At 66.8% G+C, this 17,071-nt stretch carries 15 protein-coding genes; 9 read left to right on the top strand and 6 right to left on the bottom strand.

What is annotated here, in order from left to right:
• The first annotated feature begins 307 nt into the window (after positions 1 to 307).
• A complete protein-coding gene (locus tag EON91_RS01805) occupies positions 308 to 1,150 on the top strand; it encodes a YihY/virulence factor BrkB family protein (protein WP_292091198.1) in 843 nt (280 codons plus the stop codon).
• On the opposite strand, the gene EON91_RS01800 is transcribed toward EON91_RS01805, so the two are convergent.
• Together EON91_RS01800 and EON91_RS01795 are read right to left on the bottom strand one after the other, a co-directional pair.
• Positions 1,116 to 1,358, bottom strand: a complete 243-nt coding sequence (locus EON91_RS01800) for a sulfurtransferase TusA family protein (protein WP_292091197.1) — start codon at positions 1,356 to 1,358, stop codon at positions 1,116 to 1,118. The genes EON91_RS01805 and EON91_RS01800 overlap by 35 nt on opposite strands.
• A complete protein-coding gene (locus EON91_RS01795) occupies positions 1,355 to 1,852 on the bottom strand; it encodes a CinA family protein (RefSeq protein ID WP_292091196.1) in 498 nt (165 codons plus the stop codon). Before EON91_RS01795 ends, EON91_RS01800 begins: the two co-directional genes overlap by 4 nt.
• Before the next feature lie 83 nt (positions 1,853 to 1,935).
• On the opposite strand from EON91_RS01795, the gene EON91_RS01790 reads away from it, so the two are divergent.
• Entirely contained in the window at positions 1,936 to 4,203 is a 2,268-nt protein-coding gene (locus tag EON91_RS01790) for a fused MFS/spermidine synthase (RefSeq protein ID WP_292091195.1), read from the top strand.
• A 5-nt stretch (positions 4,204 to 4,208) separates the two neighbouring features.
• On the opposite strand, the gene EON91_RS01785 is transcribed toward EON91_RS01790, so the two are convergent.
• The gene (locus EON91_RS01785; RefSeq protein ID WP_292091194.1) at positions 4,209 to 5,345 is read right to left on the bottom strand and encodes a bifunctional 2-C-methyl-D-erythritol 4-phosphate cytidylyltransferase/2-C-methyl-D-erythritol 2,4-cyclodiphosphate synthase; all 1,137 of its coding nucleotides are present in this window, start codon (positions 5,343 to 5,345) and stop codon (positions 4,209 to 4,211) included.
• A 64-nt stretch (positions 5,346 to 5,409) separates the two neighbouring features.
• Between EON91_RS01785 and dusB the strand changes: the two genes are divergently transcribed.
• The 7 genes from dusB (at position 5,410) to EON91_RS01750 (ending at position 14,296) form a co-directional block, all read left to right on the top strand.
• A complete protein-coding gene (gene dusB / locus EON91_RS01780) occupies positions 5,410 to 6,465 on the top strand; it encodes a tRNA dihydrouridine synthase DusB (RefSeq protein ID WP_292091193.1) in 1,056 nt (351 codons plus the stop codon).
• Positions 6,462 to 8,720 (top strand): PAS domain-containing sensor histidine kinase, encoded by a 2,259-nt coding sequence (locus tag EON91_RS01775; RefSeq protein WP_292091191.1) that lies wholly within the window; start codon positions 6,462 to 6,464, stop codon positions 8,718 to 8,720. Before dusB ends, EON91_RS01775 begins: the two co-directional genes overlap by 4 nt.
• 6 nt (positions 8,721 to 8,726) lie before the next feature.
• The gene (locus EON91_RS01770; RefSeq protein ID WP_292091189.1) at positions 8,727 to 10,136 is read left to right on the top strand and encodes a sigma-54 dependent transcriptional regulator; all 1,410 of its coding nucleotides are present in this window, start codon (positions 8,727 to 8,729) and stop codon (positions 10,134 to 10,136) included.
• Positions 10,136 to 10,999 (top strand): D-amino-acid transaminase, encoded by an 864-nt coding sequence (locus tag EON91_RS01765; RefSeq protein WP_292091188.1) that lies wholly within the window; start codon positions 10,136 to 10,138, stop codon positions 10,997 to 10,999. Before EON91_RS01770 ends, EON91_RS01765 begins: the two co-directional genes overlap by 1 nt.
• A gap of 104 nt (positions 11,000 to 11,103) precedes the next feature.
• Positions 11,104 to 11,349: an RNA chaperone Hfq gene (gene hfq / locus EON91_RS01760; RefSeq protein ID WP_003164861.1), complete on the top strand. Its 246-nt coding sequence runs from the start codon at positions 11,104 to 11,106 to the stop codon at positions 11,347 to 11,349.
• The gene (gene hflX, locus EON91_RS01755) at positions 11,350 to 12,663 is read left to right on the top strand and encodes a GTPase HflX (RefSeq protein ID WP_292091187.1); all 1,314 of its coding nucleotides are present in this window, start codon (positions 11,350 to 11,352) and stop codon (positions 12,661 to 12,663) included. It begins immediately after the preceding gene.
• 4 nt (positions 12,664 to 12,667) lie between these two features.
• Positions 12,668 to 14,296, top strand: coding sequence for a Na+/H+ antiporter (locus tag EON91_RS01750; protein ID WP_292091186.1), 1,629 nt, complete (start codon positions 12,668 to 12,670; stop codon positions 14,294 to 14,296).
• Here EON91_RS01750 and EON91_RS01745 read toward each other — a convergent pair.
• From EON91_RS01745 to EON91_RS01735, 3 genes are read right to left on the bottom strand one after another with little or no spacing between them, the layout of a single operon-like run.
• Positions 14,293 to 14,841, bottom strand: a complete 549-nt coding sequence (locus EON91_RS01745; protein ID WP_292091184.1) for a DUF1643 domain-containing protein — start codon at positions 14,839 to 14,841, stop codon at positions 14,293 to 14,295. The genes EON91_RS01750 and EON91_RS01745 overlap by 4 nt on opposite strands.
• Positions 14,838 to 15,626: a nucleoside triphosphate pyrophosphohydrolase gene (mazG, locus tag EON91_RS01740; protein WP_292091182.1), complete on the bottom strand. Its 789-nt coding sequence runs from the start codon at positions 15,624 to 15,626 to the stop codon at positions 14,838 to 14,840. The genes EON91_RS01745 and mazG overlap by 4 nt, the downstream gene beginning before the upstream one ends.
• Complete coding sequence (locus EON91_RS01735; protein ID WP_292091181.1) at positions 15,623 to 16,987, bottom strand: MFS transporter; 1,365 nt, start codon at positions 16,985 to 16,987, stop codon at positions 15,623 to 15,625. Before EON91_RS01735 ends, mazG begins: the two co-directional genes overlap by 4 nt.
• Positions 16,988 to 17,071 lie beyond the last annotated feature (84 nt).

The raw sequence follows: 17,071 nt of genomic DNA, 5'->3' as shown, positions 1-17,071 counted from the left end.
TCGTCGCTTGCTGCGACGACCAGAACGCGAGGATCGGATACCAAACGCGACGTCTCCATGCCCCCGCGGCGACGTCCGCCGCGACCCCTTTCGGGATGGCGACCATAGCGAGGTGGACGGGCGCGAGGCAACGGTTCACGCAATCGCTGCGGTTGCGATACTTCCCCCGGCGACGAATTGCGTTAGGGTCCGCCGCCTGGCTGTGACGGATTCCGGTTTGACCGAGACGACTACGAGTTTGGCGTCGCCCCTTATGTGGGGGCGGCTTGCCGTGCGGGCGTTCACAAGAAGCTGGGGTCGCGACGTCATGCTCTATACGGGCGGCGTTTCGTTCTTCGCCCTGTTGGCCGTGTTTCCCGCGATCGCCATCCTGATCGGCTTCTACAAGGCCGTCATGACCATCGGGCAGGTCAGCGAGCAGGCGGCGGCGCTGGCCGATGTCATGCCGCATGCGGCGCGAGGCATCTTCCTGGCCGAGATCGACCGACTGGCCAACGCTTCGGCGCGTACTGTTTCGGCCCAGAGCGCCTTTGCCTTGATCATCGGCGCCTATGCTGCGCATCGTGGCTTCAAGGCCTTGCTGGCCGGACTTAATCTGATCCATGACGAAACCGACCCGCATGGGTTCGTGAAATTCAATCTGCTGGCGGCGTTCGTGGCCGTCATTGCCTTCGCCCTGTTTACCGTGGTTTCCGGCGCCGTAGTCACCTCGCGCCTGCTGAGCCATGCCAGCACGGTGGCGGCCGAGGCCGGCGGGCAGGGGTTGCGTGTGCCGCTGGACAATCTGTGGCCGGCGCTGGGCCTCGTGCTGGGACTGACCTTCCTCTATCGCTACGCCATGTCCCACCGGACGCCGGTGGCGTGGATTCCGTCCGCTGTCGGCGGCGCGGCGGCGACGCTGCTGTCGATGATCTCGTCGTGGCTGTGCGCCGTCTATGTCGAACAGATCGCCCAGTTGGGGGCGACCTATGGCTCGGTCGGCGCCGTGGTGGTGCTGCTGATCTGGTTGTCGTGGAACGTCAACGCCGTCTTCTATGGCGGGGCGCTGGCGACCGAACTCGAGATCGAGGCCAGGGCACGTGAAACGGCGCAGGTCCCCGAACGTGGCGAGGTGATCAAACTGCCGGGCCAACGCCTGAGCGGACGGTGATCGTCAGAACGCCGTCGACCTCGGTGAGCGACAGAACCTCGCCGCCGGCTTCCTGCATCAGATAAGGGACATCGATCCGGGCCATAGGATCGGTGGCCAGAAGCTCGAACACGGCGCCCGGGACATGACCCGCCATCGCGCGACGCAGGCGCAGGCTGGGTACGGGGCACCGATGGCCACGCGCGTCGATGCGAATGGGCTGGCTCATCCCTGCGCCGTCAGTTGGTCAAGGAGCAGATCCAGCGCCTGACGCACGCTTTCCAGACGCACTGCCTCGCGCCCGATGTCGCCGAAGCGGCGCTCGACATGGATGATGCCTTGCGGCCCGGCGGATGCGAAATGCACCAGGCCGACCGGCTTGTCCGCCGTGCCACCGCCGGGGCCTGCGACGCCTGTGACGGACACTGTGACGTCGGCTTCGGATTCGCGCCGAGCGCCCTCGGCCATGGCCCGCGCCACAGGTTCAGACACCGCGCCGTGTGCTTCGATCATCGCTGTCGGCACACCCAGCATCCGGCTCTTGGCGGCGTTGCTGTAGGTAACGAAGCCCCGGTCGATGGCCGAAGACGATCCCGCCACAGCCGTCAGCGCCGCCGCGACCAGGCCGCCGGTACAGCTCTCTGCCGTGGACAACATCACGCCCGCGTCACGGGCCGAATGCAGAATTTTAACGCACCGCGTTTCTATGTCGGCAGGAAACATGTCGGCCTGTCCATCGTCGCGAGTCGGTCTAGCGTGCCGGATCGCATGATCGCACGCCGAATGGAACATCGCGGGGCCGCAAGATGACCGAGACCACCCTGACCGCCGAACAGGACAGCGCGCGCGTGCCGGTCGTGCCCCTGCTGTTCGCGGTGGCCATCTTCACCTCCGCCTCTCTGGTGTTCCTGGTCCAGCCGATGGTGACCAAGCTGGTCCTGCCCATGCTGGGCGGCTCGCCATCGGTGTGGAACACCTCGATGGTCTTCTTCCAGACTGCGTTACTGGCCGGCTATGCCTATGCGCACGGACTGCAGCGGGTAAAATCACTGCGGGTGCAGGTCGGCATCCATCTGGCCCTGCTGCTGGCGGCGGCGCTGTTTCTGCCGTTGACCGTCAACGGCCTGCTGGGCGATCCCGATCCGGCCGCGCCGGTGGCCTGGCTACTGGCGACCCTGGCGCTGTCGGTCGGCGCGCCGTTCGCCGTGCTGTCCGCGACAGCGCCGCTGCTGCAAGCCTGGTACGCACGGGTGAGGGCGGGCAAGCCGGATGGCAAGAACCCCTATGTCCTTTACGCAGCCTCGAACCTGGGCAGTTTCCTGGCGCTGCTGGCCTATCCGGTGGCGATCGAGCCGCTGATGACCCTGTCGGGGCAGCGGATCACCTGGAGCATCGGTTACGCCCTGTTCGTGGTCATGGTCGCGGCTCTGGCCTTTGTCGTCGCGGCCCGCCGCGAACAGGTGGTCGAGGCGCCGCCGCTGAGCCGCAGCGCCCCGATAAGCTGGAAGAACAAGATCATTCTGGTGCTGCTGGCGGCCGCGCCGTCCAGCCTGATGCTGGGCGTGACGGCGCACCTGTCGACCGATGTGGCCTCGGCCCCGTTCCTGTGGGTCATTCCGCTGGCGCTGTATCTGCTGACCTTCGTCATCGCCTTCCAGACGAAGCCGGCGATTCCGCTGTGGGTGACGCTGACGATCCAGGGTGCGCTGGCGGCCGCCTGCATCAGCCTGGTCGCGTTCCAGACGGGCGAGTGGCTGCTGCTGTTCGGCATGCATCTGGCGACCTTCTTCTTCACCGCCTTGATGTGCCACCAGTTGCTGGCGGCGCGGCGGCCCGCGCCCGATCGGTTGACGGAATTCTATCTGCTGATGTCGCTGGGCGGCGTGGTGGGCGGAGCGTTCAACGCCCTGATCGCACCCGTCATCTTCAACATGGTGTGGGAATACCCGCTGATTCTGGTTCTTGTCGGGCTGGCCCGGCCCTGGGGCGGAGACCGTTACGGCTACAAGGAACTGGCGTTGCTGGGTCTGGTCGCCGTGGTGGCCATCGCTCCGCCGGTTGCGCTGGAGATCGTGCGTTACAACAGCGAACTGCGCGCCAGCTTCGGTGATACGGCCATGGTGCAGATCGCCCAGGTCGTGCTGGGGCTTGCGGCGATCTGCGCCTTCCTGCTGCGGGATCGGGCCCTGCTGTTCACCGTGGCGTTGGGGCTGATGTCGCTGTCGGCGCACTACATCGCGCGTGGCTATGACTGGAAACTGAGCGAGCGCAGCTTCTTTGGTGTCATGCGTGTTGCCGATACGCCCGAACCGCGCTTGGGCGGAGCGGTGCATGTGCTGATGCATGGGACGACGCTGCACGGCGCCCAGGCCCGCGCACCTGAGCACGCCTGTATGCCGACGCTCTATTACGCGCCCGCGACGCCAATCGGTCAGGCGGCCCAGCGTATCCAGGCGCGTGGACCCTCGGCTGTCATCGGCGTGGTGGGGCAGGGGTCGGGCGCCATGGCGGCCTACAAGCGGGCAGGCGACACCCTGACCTTCTTCGAGATCGATCCGATGGTGGACCGGTTGTCGCGGGATCCGCAGTGGTTCACCTATATTTCGAACTGCGCCGTGGGACCGGTGAAGACCGTGCTGGGCGACGCGCGCCTGACGCTGGAGAAGGAACCCTCGGGGACTTATGATCTGCTCGTGGTCGACGCCTTCTCGTCCGACGCGGTGCCGACGCACCTGCTGACGGAAGAGGCGCTGAAGGGCTATCTGCGTGTGGTGAAGCCGGACGGCGTGGTGCTGCTCCACCTGTCGAACCGCAACCTCGAGATCACCCTGCCGGCGGTGGCGGCCGCGCGCGCCCTGGGCGCCAGCGACCAGCACCAAGTCTATATCAAGCGAAAGGACGCGCCAGAGATGGCCGAGGCCTCAACCGAAGCGCTGGCGATCTCTCCGACCGAGGCGGGGCTGGCTGATTTCCGCGCCGATGGCCGCTGGCGCACCCTGGCGCCGACCGAGGTGAAGCCCTGGACCGACGACTATGTGAACCTGTTCGGCTCCATGGTCCGGCACATGCAGTAAAGGGGTCAGGCGGGCAGTTCGACCAGCACCACCGCCTGGGCCGCCAGTCCTTCACCGCGCCCGGTAAAGCCCAGCCCCTCGGTCGTCGTCGCCTTGACGCTGACGGCGTCCAGCGGAAGGCCCAGCAAGGTCGCCAGCCGTTCGCGCATGGCCTGGCGGTGCGGCTTAACCTTGGGCCGTTCGCAAATCAGGGTCACGTCGACGTTGACCAGCCGGCCGCCTCGCGCCGTCACAAGGCCAACCGCGTGAAGCAGAAACTGGTCCGAGGCCGCGCCCTTCCATTTCGGATCGGTGGGTGGAAAATGATCACCGATGTCGCCCTCGCCGATGGCCCCCAGAATGGCGTCGGTCAGGGCGTGAAGGCCGGCGTCGGCGTCCGAATGGCCGATCAGGGTCTGGTCGTGGGCGATCTCCAGCCCGCACAGCCAGACGGACGAACCGTCGCCCCAGCGGTGCACGTCATACCCCTGACCCACCCGGATCTGACGTGGAAGCAGGGCCTCGGCCATGGCGAAATCCTCGGGATAGGTAAGTTTCATCAGGCGGGCGTCGCCCTCGACGATCCGGACACGTCCGCCGGCGCGTTCGACAACTGTTGCTTCGTCGGTGGCGGCCTCGGCCGTCGGCCAGGCGGCATAGGCGTCGCGTAGGACGCCAAGCCGGAAGGCCTGCGGTGTCTGGGCGCGCCACAGGCCCTCACGCTCGACGGCTCCGGCGACGAATCCGTCAGCGCCGCGACGAAGGCTGTCGGCCACGGGCAGGGCGGGCAGGGCGCCGTCAGCATCGGACAGGGCCGTCAGCAGACGGTCAATGACTTGGGGCGGCAGTAATGGACGAGCCGCGTCGTGCACCAGCACCGAGCGACGCGGTTCATCATCAAGCGCCGCCAGCCCGGCGCGGACCGAATCCGCGCGTTGGTCCCCACCGTGAACCGCGCGCCAGCCGGACAGGCCGTCCAGGGCGGTGTTGACCAGTGCTTCGTCACCCGGTGCGATCACAACCACGACTTCGCCTGCGCCCGAGTCCAGCAAGGCGGCTACGGATCGGCGGACTACCGGCTGGCCGCCCAGCAGCCGCCATTGCTTGCCGCCTCCGGCCCGCGAACCTGAACCGGCCGCCACGACAATCGCAGAGAATTCCATGTCCGCCTTCTAAGGGCCGTGGTTGCGCTTGACGAGGGGCCAGGAAGACGGCCGTAAGGAAACCATGAGCAACAGCCTTCAGATCGGCGACGTGACCATTCCGGGCCGGGTCCTGATGGCGCCCATGACGGGCGTCACAGACCTGCCGTTCCGTGTGCTGGCGTCCCGGCTGGGCGCGCCCTATGTGGCGACGGAAATGGTGGCCTCGGCGGAGCTGGCGCGCGGACGACCCGACGTGGTGCGGCGCGCGGCGGTCGGCGCGGGATTACCCCTGACGGTGATCCAGCTGGTCGGGCGCGATCCCGAGACGATGGCCCAGGGCGCGCGTATGGCCGAACAGGCCGGCGCCGACATTATCGACCTGAATTTCGGCTGTCCGGCCAAGGAAGTCACCGGCGCAGCCTGCGGTTCAGCCTTGATGCGAACGCCCGATCTGGCGGCCCGCCTGATGGAAGCGGCGGTAAAGGCGACCTCGCGGCCCGTCACGGTCAAGATGCGGCTGGGTTGGGACGACGACAGCCGCAACGCATCCGATCTGGCCCGCCGCGCTCAGGATCTGGGGGTAAAGGCTGTCACCGTGCACGGCCGGACCCGCAAGCAGTTCTATACAGGACAGGCCGACTGGGGCGCCGTGGGCGCGGTCAAGGCGGCTGTCGATATTCCGGTCATCGTCAACGGCGACATCATCACGCCCGATCAGGCGCGAGAAGCGCTGCGCCAGTCGGGCGCGGACGGATTGATGCTGGGACGCGGCGTCTATGGCCGCCCGTGGCTGGCGGCGCATCTGGAACGCGCCCTGCGGGGCGAGGCGGCGACTGAGGAGCCGGATCGGGACGAACGACTGGACATCGTCATCGAACATCTTCGCGCGTCTGTCGCCTTTTACGGCCTGCCGCTGGGGCTGAAGATGTTTCGCAAGCATCTGGGCTGGTATATCGAACAGGCCCCGTGGCCCGCAGATCCAACCGAGCGGCGCGCCGAAAAAAGCCGCCTATGCCGGATAGACACGCCCGAAGAGGTTGAACGGGCGCTCACAGCCTTGTGGCGCCTGGATGTGCCGCTATCGCGCAACTCCGGTGTTGAATATCCGCCACAGTTAGTCAAAGCTGGAGCGGCATGACGGACAAGACCGGATCGCTGACAACCGCCGCGCCAGAGCCTTCGCTCTGGGGCCGCCTGTCCGATGATCGGGTAAGGACGCTTTTCGCCGTCTGCTATGGCGTCGCCCTGCTGGTCACGGCCGCCGCTATCTGGGTCGTGGCAGTCGCGCCGGGCGCTGTCGGCGGTGGAGGCCGGGCGGCCGCCAGCCAGGCCGTTCTGTTCATTCTTCTGGCCAATCTGATCCTGATCAGTGGGCTGGCTGCCGTCATCGGCGCCCGGGTGATCCGGCTGGCGCGACGGCGGGACGAGGCGGCGGCGCGTCTGCACCTGCGGTTCGTGACGGTGTTCTCGCTGGTTGCGGTCGTGCCGGCCGTCCTGATCGCCCTCGTCTTTGGGGTGCTGGTCAATCGGGGCGTCGATCAATGGTTCAGCCAAAACGTCAGTTCGGCGGTCGAGAACGGCGCTGATATCGGCCGCGCCTATGTCCAGGATGTGGGTGAGGGGCTGGAAGCCGATCTGGCCACCATGTCGACCGAACTGGGTGGCGTTCGGCAGATTTTCGACAGCCGCATCCAGTTCTCCAGCGCCCTGGCGCAGATCGCAGATTTCTTCGGCTATCCGGCGCTCTATATTCTGGACGGGCAGGGCAATGTGCTGGCCAGCGGGGAATTGCCGGAAGCGCCGCCCTATCTGGCCCCGCCGCGCAGCGCCTTCGAGATCGCGGCCGAGGGCGAAAATGCGCCGGTCGAGGTGACCGAGAACCCCGATGTCGTTCGCGCCGTCTATCCGTTGCCCGACTATGGCGACGCCTATCTGTATGTCGTGCGTCCGCTGGCGCCCGGCCTGATCCAGCGACTTCGCAACGGCGAGGAATCGATCCGATCTTATCGCGAGGCCGAGGAAAGCCGCGCTCGTATCCAGGCCGCCTTCGCCCTCAGCTATCTGGAGACGGCCCTGCTGGTTCTGGTCGGCGCGGTCTGGCTGGGCATGTCAGCGGCCAGCGCGATTTCTCGGCCCATCGGACGACTGGTCGAGGCCGCCGGCCAGGTAGCGGCGGGCAATCTGGACGCGCGGGTGGACAGTCGCAACGATCCCGCTGAAATCGCCGTTCTGTCCAACGCTTTCAACAGGATGACGGCCGATCTTCAAGCACAACAGACGGCGCTGAAAGCCGCCAGCGACGATGCACAGGCACGGAGCCTGTTCATCGAGACGGTGCTGTCCGGTGTCAGTGCCGGCGTGATCGGCCTGGACCGAAAGGGCCGCATCTCGGCCATCAATGACAGCGCAGCCGAGCTTCTGGGCATCGGGTCACAGGATGTGCGCGGCAAGGCTCTGGCGAAGATTTCGCCCGAACTGAGCGCCCTGCTGCAACGCGGCCAGGCCCATATCGAGGAAGACATCGACGTCAGTCGCAACGGCGACTCCCGCCAGTTGCGGGTTCGCATCGAAGGCGGTGTCGGCGGTGAGATGGTGCTGACCTTCGACGACATCACGCGTCTGGTCACAGCCCAGCGTAACGCCGCCTGGCGCGATGTGGCGCGCCGCATCGCCCATGAGATCAAGAACCCGCTGACGCCGATCCAGCTGTCGGCCGAACGCCTGCGCCGGAAATACCGGGCGCGCGTCGGCGATGATGTTGAGGTGTTCGATCGCTGCACCGAAACCATTATCCGCCAGGTGGGCGACATCGGCCGGATGGTGGACGAGTTCTCGGCCTTCGCCCGCATGCCTGCACCGCGCTTCGCCGCCGCCAATCCCGCCGAAATGTTGCGTGAGGCAGTCTTCGCCCAGCGCGTGGCGGCGCCTGATGTGATGGTTGAAATAACCGAGCCCTTGCCGGTCGCCACCCTGAACTGCGACGCACGAATGGTCGGTCAGGCGCTGACCAATATCCTGAAGAATGCGGGCGAAGCGGTGACGGCGCAGCGTGCGGCGACGGGCGAAGACGATACCACGATGGTCGCCATACGCGCCGCGCTTCAGGTCGAAGGAGATCTGGCGACCTTTGTGATCGAGGACGACGGCGTGGGCTTGCCGGCCAAGGACCGCGATCGCCTGATCGAACCCTATGTAACGACGCGCGAGAAGGGCACGGGTCTGGGCCTGGCTATCGTCAAGCGCATTTGTGAAGACCACGGCGGCGAGTTGAAGCTGGCCGACGCCGAAACCCTTTCAGGCGCTCGCGTGTGCCTGATCTTTCCCTTGACGCCGACCGTGAAGTCCGGCGCTCGCGAGCCAGCCTCGCGAGCCATCGGCGCGGTCGTGGAGTAAAGAGATATGCGATCCACCGGAGCCGACATTCTCGTTGTCGATGACGAGGCCGATATCCGCGAACTGGTTTCGGGCCTGCTCGAGGACGAGGGGCACGCCGTGCGCGTGGCCGCGAACTCGGATGAGGCCCTGGCCGCCATCCGCGCGCGCAAACCGTCACTGGCCATCCTGGATATCTGGATGCAGGGCGGCGGCCTGGACGGGCTGGAGCTGCTGGACGTGGTCAAGGAGATCGACCCAGACCTGCCGGTCGTCATGATCTCGGGCCACGGCAACATCGAAACGGCGGTCAGCGCCCTGAAACGCGGCGCCTATGACTTCATCGAGAAGCCGTTCAAGTCGGACCGGCTGGTGGTCGTCATCGACCGCGCGCTGGAGGCGGCGACCCTGCGGCGCGAGAACCGACGCCTGCGCGCCCAGACGATGGCGCCGACCGGATTCATCGGCAAATCCGCCGCGGCCCAGGCCCTGCGCAACACCATCGCCAAGGTCGCGCCGGCCAACAGCCGGGTGCTGATCTCGGGTCCGCCGGGCTCGGGCAAGGAACTGGTCGCGCGGCAGATCCATGAGAACAGCCCGCGCAGCCGGGCCGAGTTCGTCGCCATATCGGCCGCCGGTATGACGCCCGAACGCCTGGACGTCGAACTGTTCGGGGAGGAGGGCGGCGACGGCCGCCCCCGCAAGATCGGCGTCTTCGAGCGCGCCCACAACGGCACCCTGTACCTGGACGAGGTCGGCGACATGCCGCGCGAGAGCCAGAGCCGCATCCTGCGTGTTCTGGTCGAACAGCGCTTCCGCCGCGTAGGCGGCGAACAGGACGTGCAGGTGGACGTGCGGGTCGTCACCTCGACCTCCCGCGATCTGAAGCAGGAAATCACCGAAGGTCATTTCCGTGAGGATCTGTTCCACCGCCTGAACGTCGTGCCTATCCGCGTGCCGGCCCTGTCCGAACGGCGCGAGGATATCGGCGAACTGGTCGAGTTCTTCCTGGACACCATCAGCGCGGCCCAGGGCTTCCCCCGTCGCCAGATCGGTGACGATGCGGTGGCCGTGCTGCAGGTGCACCCATGGCCCGGCAACGTCCGCCAGCTTCGCAACAATGTCGAACGCCTGCTGATCCTGGCGACGGGCGATCCCAATGAACCGATCTCGGCCGAGATGCTGCCGCAGGAAGTGGCCTCGTCCAACTCGGGTAGCGCCCTGGGCGCCGAGCGGATCATCGCCCTGCCGCTGCGCGAGGCGCGTGAGGTGTTCGAGCGGGAATACCTGGCCGCCCAGATCATGCGCTTCGGCGGCAATATCTCGCGGACTGCGGCCTTCATCGGCATGGAACGGTCGGCCCTGCACCGGAAACTGAAGTCGCTGGGCGTATCCCCGGCCCGCGGCGGCGAAGACGAAGAAGGAACCCCGGTCTGATGTCACGCGTGGCCTATGTGAACGGCGTCTATCGGCCTCACGCTGATGCTGTGATCCACGTCGAGGATCGCGGTTTTCAGTTCGCCGACGGCGTTTATGAGGTGTGGTCCGTCTTTGACGGCAAGCTGGCCGACTACGACGGGCACATGACCCGGCTGGTTCGCAGCCTGACCGAACTGCGCATTCCCGTGCCCATGACCAAGCAGGCGCTGACCCGCGTGCTGAAAGAGACCCTGAGGCGCAACCGGGTAAGGAACGGCATCGTCTATCTGCAGGTCACGCGCGGCACGGCCCGGCGCGATCACCCGTTTCCGGCCGAGGGCACGCCGCCCAGCGTCGTCGTCACGGCCAAGTCGCTGGACCCGGCCAAGGGCGAGGCCAATGCGAAGAAGGGCGTGGCGGTCGTCACCCAGCCCGACATCCGCTGGGGGCGTTGCGACATCAAGACCGTCGGCCTGCTGCCCAACGTCCTGGCGAAACAGGCGGCCCGTGAACGCGGCGCCTATGAGTGCTGGATGGTCGATGACATGGGTCTGATCACCGAGGGCTCGTCCACCAACGCCTGGATCATCGACGAGAACGGCAAGCTGCGCACCCGCGACACCCAGGCCAACATCCTGCGCGGTTGCACCCGCACGACCCTGATGGACCTGATCCAGGAACAGGGCATCGAACTGGACGAACGCCCGTTCTCTGTCGACGAGGCGAAGCGGGCCCGGGAAGCCTTCTTCACCGCCGCCGGCGCCTTTGTGACGCCGGCCGTGTCGATCGACGGCGCCAAGATCGGCGACGGGAAACCAGGCTCGATCACCACCCGTCTGCGCACGCTTTATCTTGAAAGGGCGCGCCGCGACGCCATTTAGGGCGTTGCCGCGATCCGGTGGCGGGGTCTAAGCTCTTTGACGAGAGCGAACGCTCCGCCGCGCTGCCTCCCGGCGCGAAAAATCAAGAACAGGACCAACCTGCCATGTCGCAAGACAAACGACAGAACCTTCAGGACACCTTCCTCAACAGCGTCCGCAAGACCAAGACCCCGCTGACCATTTTCCTGGTCAATGGCGTCAAGCTGCAGGGTATCGTGACCTGGTTCGACAACTTCTGTGTGCTGCTGCGTCGCGATGGCCAATCGCAGCTTGTGTACAAGCACGCCATCTCGACCATCATGCCGTCCGCGCCCGTGCAACTGTACGAGCCCGACGCCGAAGAAGACTGATTGACCAGCAAACTTATCGACCATTCCGTCCCGCTGATCCGGGCAGTCGTCATCCATCCTGATCGTCGTTCGGACAGCCCCCGGCTGGCCACCGAACGACTGGAGGAAGCGGCGGGCCTGGCCCGCGCGCTGGACCTTGACGTGCGCGCCGAAGAGATCGTGCGACTGCGCTCGACCACGCCCGCGACCCTGTTCGGATCGGGCAAGGTGGACGAACTGGCGGCTCTGGTCCGCGCCGCCGACGCCGAAGCGGTGGTCATCGACGACGACCTGTCGCCGGTCCAGCAGCGCAATCTGGAGAAGGCGTGGGAGGTGAAGGTCATCGACCGCACCGGCCTGATCCTGGAGATTTTCGGACGCCGCGCGCGAACCAAGGAAGGCCGGCTTCAGGTCGAATTAGCGCGGCTGGACTATGAGCGCTCGCGTCTGGTCCGCACCTGGACGCACCTGGAACGACAGCGCGGCGGCACTGGCTCGACCGGCGGTCCGGGCGAGACCCAGATCGAGCTTGACCGGCGCCTGATCGCCGACCGCATCGTGCGCCTTAAGGCCGAACTGGAAGAGGTGCGCCGGACGCGCGGCCTGCACCGCAAGGCGCGCAAGAAGGTGCCTTTCCCATCGGTTGCGCTGGTGGGCTACACCAATGCGGGCAAGTCGACGCTGTTCAACCGGCTGACCGGGTCCGAGGTCTTCGCCAAGGACCTGCTGTTCGCCACCCTGGACACGACCCAGCGCACCATCCGTCTGCCGCAGGGCCGACCGGCCATCATCGCCGACACCGTGGGCTTCATCTCCGATCTGCCGCACGAACTGGTCGAAAGCTTCCGCGCCACGCTGGAAGAGGTGGGCGAGGCTGATCTGATCCTGCACGTCCGCGACATCGCATCGCCCGACAGCGCCGCCCAGGCCAGGGACGTCGAGGCGGTGCTGGACCAGATTCCGACACCCGAGGGCAAGACCCGCCGCATCCTGGAAGTCTGGAACAAGATCGATCTGCTGGACGCCGACGTCCGCGCGGCGGTTCTGGGCCAGGCCGACCGTCTGAAAATCGAGGGCAAGGCGGTCGCGGTTTCGGCCTGGACAGGCGAGGGCATCGAAGCCCTGCGCGAAACCATCGCCAGCCTGATAGACGATGACCCCGAAACGCAGCTGACGTTGGCGCCGCATCAGGGCGAGGCCCTGGCCTGGCTGTATGAAAACGGCCGCGTCACCTTCCGCGACACGGACGCCGAGGGCAGGACCTATCTGGTCGTGCGTCTGCATCCATCGGCGCTGGGACGGCTGGAGCGCCTGTACCCCGACATCATCGACTGAACCCATGCACCTGATCGAGACCATCCTGTTCCTGTTGCTGGCCGTGGTGCTGTCGGGATGGGTGGCGCGGATCACGCGGATCGCGCTGCCGCTGGTGCAGATCGCGCTGGGTGCGGGCGTGGTGCTGATCACGGGCGAGGCGGTCGATCTGCGGCCGGATATCTTCTTCCTGCTGTTCCTGCCGCCGCTGCTGTTCGTGGATGGATGGCGGATCCCGAAAGAGGCGCTGTTCCGCGACCGGGTGGTGATCCTGGAGCTGGCGCTGGGTCTGGTGGTGTTCACCGTCGTGGGCCTGGGCTTCCTGATCCACTGGATGATCCCCGCCATGCCGCTGGCCGTGGCGTTCGCCCTGGCGGCCATCCTGTCACCGACCGATCCGATCGCGGTGTCGGCCATCGCCTCGCGCGCGCCGATTCCCAAGCGGCTGATGCACATTCTGGAAGGCGAGTCGCTGCTGAACGACGCGACGGGCCTGACCTGCATGCGGATCGCGGTGATCGCCGCGACGACCGGCGTCTTCTCCATCACCAACGCCATCGGAACCTTCGCCTGGCTGGCGCTGGCAGGTGTCGCGGCGGGGGTGGCGGTGACGCTGGCCATCGGTCTGGCGAAGGCGTGGATCAGCCGTCGCTGGGGCGAGGATGTCGGGGGTCAGATCCTGATCAGCCTGTTGATCCCCTTCGCGGCCTATCTGGCGGCGGAAGCCATCCATGCGTCGGGCATTCTGGCGGCCGTCGCGGCAGGCGTGACCATGAGCTTCACCGAGCGACAGGGCTCGGCTCTGGCGGCCACACGCATTCGCCGCGCCGTGGTGTGGGACACGGTCCAGTTCGTAGCCAATGGCCTGATCTTCGTCATTCTGGGCGAGCAGATGCCGTCGATCATGGCGCGCGCCGCCGAGGTCATCCAGACGACCCAGCATCGCGAAGTGTGGTGGCTGGGGGTGTACGTCCTCGCCATCGTGGGCGCCCTGGCGGCGCTGCGGTTCCTGTGGGTGTGGACGTCGCTGAAACTGACCTTGTTCCGTAAAAAGGGGCATAGAGCGCCCCCCAAGGTTGGCCTGCGGCTGGTGGCGGTGATGTCTCTGGCGGGGGTGCGGGGCGCCATCACCCTGGCCGGTATCCTGACCCTGCCGTTCGTGCTTGGCGACGGCACGCCGATGCCGGCGCGGAATCTGGCGATCTTCCTGGCCGCCGGCGTGATCATCGTCTCGCTGGTGGTGGCGACCATCGCCCTGCCGCGCCTGTTGAAGGGGATCGAACTGCCACCGGAACCGGATCATCTGGCTGAGGAAGACCGCTCGCGCGTCGCCGCCGCCTGGGCTGCCATTCGCGCCATCGAGGACACCCAGCACGCCATGGCCGAGAGCAAGGCCAACCCGGACCTGTACGCCGAGACGGCGGCGCGACTGATGGAGATCTATCGCCACCGCATCGAAAGCCGCACCCCGGTCGAGGGCGATGATGCGGCCCGCGCGCGAGAGACGGACGAGATCGACCGCTGCCTGCGCCTGGCGGGACTGGCCGCGGAACGGTCGGAACTGGTGCGGCTGGGCCGCGACCGGCTGATTGAAGGCGAAACCGCCCGCAAGCTGATCCGCGAGATCGACCTGCAGGAGCTTCGGTACGGCTAACCCTCGAACGGCCTCAGCGGCGTATCGGAGCGCAGGTAGAGCGGGTGTTTCGGGCTGCCGTCGGCATTGGTTCCGAAGCACCAGAGCCTGATCCCGTCCTCGCGCAGGGCGGCGATCAGGGCCTGACGGGCAGGGACCAGAGCCTTGTTCAGTTTGCCGTGGCACAGCACGACCAGCGCGGCGTCGGCGGCGGCCCTGCGGATGGTCGGCAGGTTGTCGGGTGACGACGCCACGACGCCGGTCGCCAGCAGCATCTTCGGATCCGTGGCGCGATAGTCCCCCACGTTGGCCTTGACCATGGCGTCGAAGCCTTCGCGCCGGGCGAACGTCCATTCGCGGGCGCAGGTCGGGTCGTTGACGCTGGCGTCGGCAGTGGACGGGTTCATGCCGATGAACAGCATGTAGCGCTCGGGGAAGACGGGACCCAGCCAGCGGCGCATCAGTTGCCGGTGGCGGCCGTCGGCGCTGAAGGTCGCGTCGCCGTTGACGCCGGGCATCAGGGCCAGCCGGACCTTGCCGCCGGGGTCGTGTTGAGCGGCGCTCATGCCCGCTCCGCCGTCTTGGCTGCGTTCCACAGGGCGTCCATCTCGGCCAAGTCGGACTGTTCCGGCGCGCGGCCGTCCCTGGCCAACTCGGCCTCGATGAAGGCGAAGCGGCGGACGAATTTGGCGTTGGCGGCGCGCAGGGCGTCTTCGGGTTCGACCTCCAGCTTGCGGGCCAGGTTGGCGACGACGAACAGCAGGTCGCCCAGTTCCTCGCGCGCCTTGTCCTTGTCGCCGGCGGCGATTTCGACGCGCAGTTCCTCGACCTCCTCGGCCAGCTTGTCGAACACCTCGTCGGTCGAGGGCCAGTCGAAGCCGACGCGGCCCGCGCGCTTGGTCAGCTTGGCCGCGCGGGTCAGGGCGGGCAGGCCAACGGGTACGTCGTCCAGCACGCCGTGCTGGGCCTTGGCCTTGCGCTCGGCAGCCTTGATGTCCTCCCAGCGCGCCTTCTGGGCCGAGCCGGTGTCTTTTGCGGCCTCATCGGCGAAGACGTGAGGGTGGCGACGAACCAGTTTGTCGGCCATGGCGTCGGCCACGTCGTCAAAGGCGAAATGGCCCGCTTCCTCGGCCATGCGGGCGTGGAAGACGACCTGGAACAGCAGGTCGCCCAGTTCGGTCTTCAGCTCGCCCATGTCGCCGCGCTCGATGGCGTCGGCGACCTCGTACGCCTCTTCGATCGTATAGGGGGCGATGGTGGCGAAGGTCTGCTCGACGTCCCACGGGCAGCCGCCGTTCGGGTCGCGCAGGCGAACCATGATGTCCTTCAGGCGGTCGATTGAGTGGGTCATGCGGCGGTCCGGGCGTCGCGGACGGCCAACGCCTCGCGGATTTCGTCGTGACGTTTCGGGGTCAGCGGATACCCCTTCAGCACCCAGGCGGCGGCGGCCAGCAGCAGGCCGGGCACGGCGATGAACAGGATTTGCAGGACCAGCAGCGACATCTCGCTGTTGCCCTCGGTCCCCGGCAGCGCCTTGAAGCCGACGGCTTGCAGGATCAGGTAGGGGATCAGCGCCACGACGTGACCGATCTTGGTCGTCGCCGACAGGATAGAGAACATCAGGCCGGTGCGATCCACGCCCGTCTCCAGTCGCACCTCGTCGCCCGCGTCGGCCATCATGGCCCGCAGCAGGAACAACCCCGCCGCATAGGGCAGGCCGGCGATGAACATGACGACCGCCGTCAGGGCGAAATTGCCGCCGGGGACCAGCGTCGCGGCGATATACAGGACCGCGAAGATCAGGCTGGCGACGGCCAAGGCGCGATCCTTGCCGATCTTGGTCGCCAGCCAGGCCCAGATCGGCGCGCCGACCAGTCCCGCGACGAAATAGAACAGCATGAACAGCGACGCCTGGGTGTGGTCGTAGCCCTTGATTTGACCAAAGAAGAAGAACAGCAGCGAACCCGTGATGCCCGGCGCGACGCCCAGCAGCAGATCGGCGAACAACAGCTTGCGCACCGTCGGCATGCTGAACAGCGCCAGATAGGCCTTGGGTCCGCCGTGGGGTGCGGCGCCGACGTTGACCGGTTCCGGCACGACGAACATCGCCAGGCCGATGGTGACGGGCAAGGCGATCAGGATTGCCCAGCCCATGATGCGCACGCCGTCGGCGTAGTCGCCGACCCCCGTCTTCACCACCACGGTCGGCAGGATCAAGATCAGGATCACGCCGATGATGTTGAACACCTGCCACCAGCCGTAAACGCGACTGCGCTGGTCGTACTGCGGCGCCAGCACGGCGGCCCAACCTAGTTGGCCAAGCGTGCCGATCGAGAAGCCGAGGTAGAGCACCAGCAGCCAGCCGAACAGATAGGCGGCGCCGGCGCCCGGCTGAACCAGCACGAACATCATCAGGGCCGACAGCATCAGGATCGGCGTCGAGATCGCCATCCATGGCCGGTAGCGCCCGAACCGGGTCCGGGTCTTGTCCATGCCCCAGCCGATGAAGGGGTCGAAGACGATGTCGATCAGGCGCACCGCCATGAACACCGCCGCGACCACGCCCAGCTCTAACCCCACATAGGTCGCATAGAATTCCGGCAGGGTGACGGGCAGGGCGACGCCGAACGCGGCCAGCGGCAGGCAGGGGCCGGAAAAGGCCGCCAGCACGGCGTTTGAGCGGCGAGGGGCGTCGGCGGCGACCTGGGTCATGCGAGGCGGCGTCCAGCGCGGCGCGAGTCGGCCGCACGCCACCATGCCATCTTCGCGTTCGCCGTGCAGCTTGCCCTGAGCGCG

The sequence above is a fragment of the Brevundimonas sp. genome (genome assembly GCF_004210735.1).
In the GTDB taxonomy this organism is placed as follows: domain Bacteria; phylum Pseudomonadota; class Alphaproteobacteria; order Caulobacterales; family Caulobacteraceae; genus Brevundimonas.
This window is presented reverse-complemented; position numbering and strand designations above follow the sequence as displayed.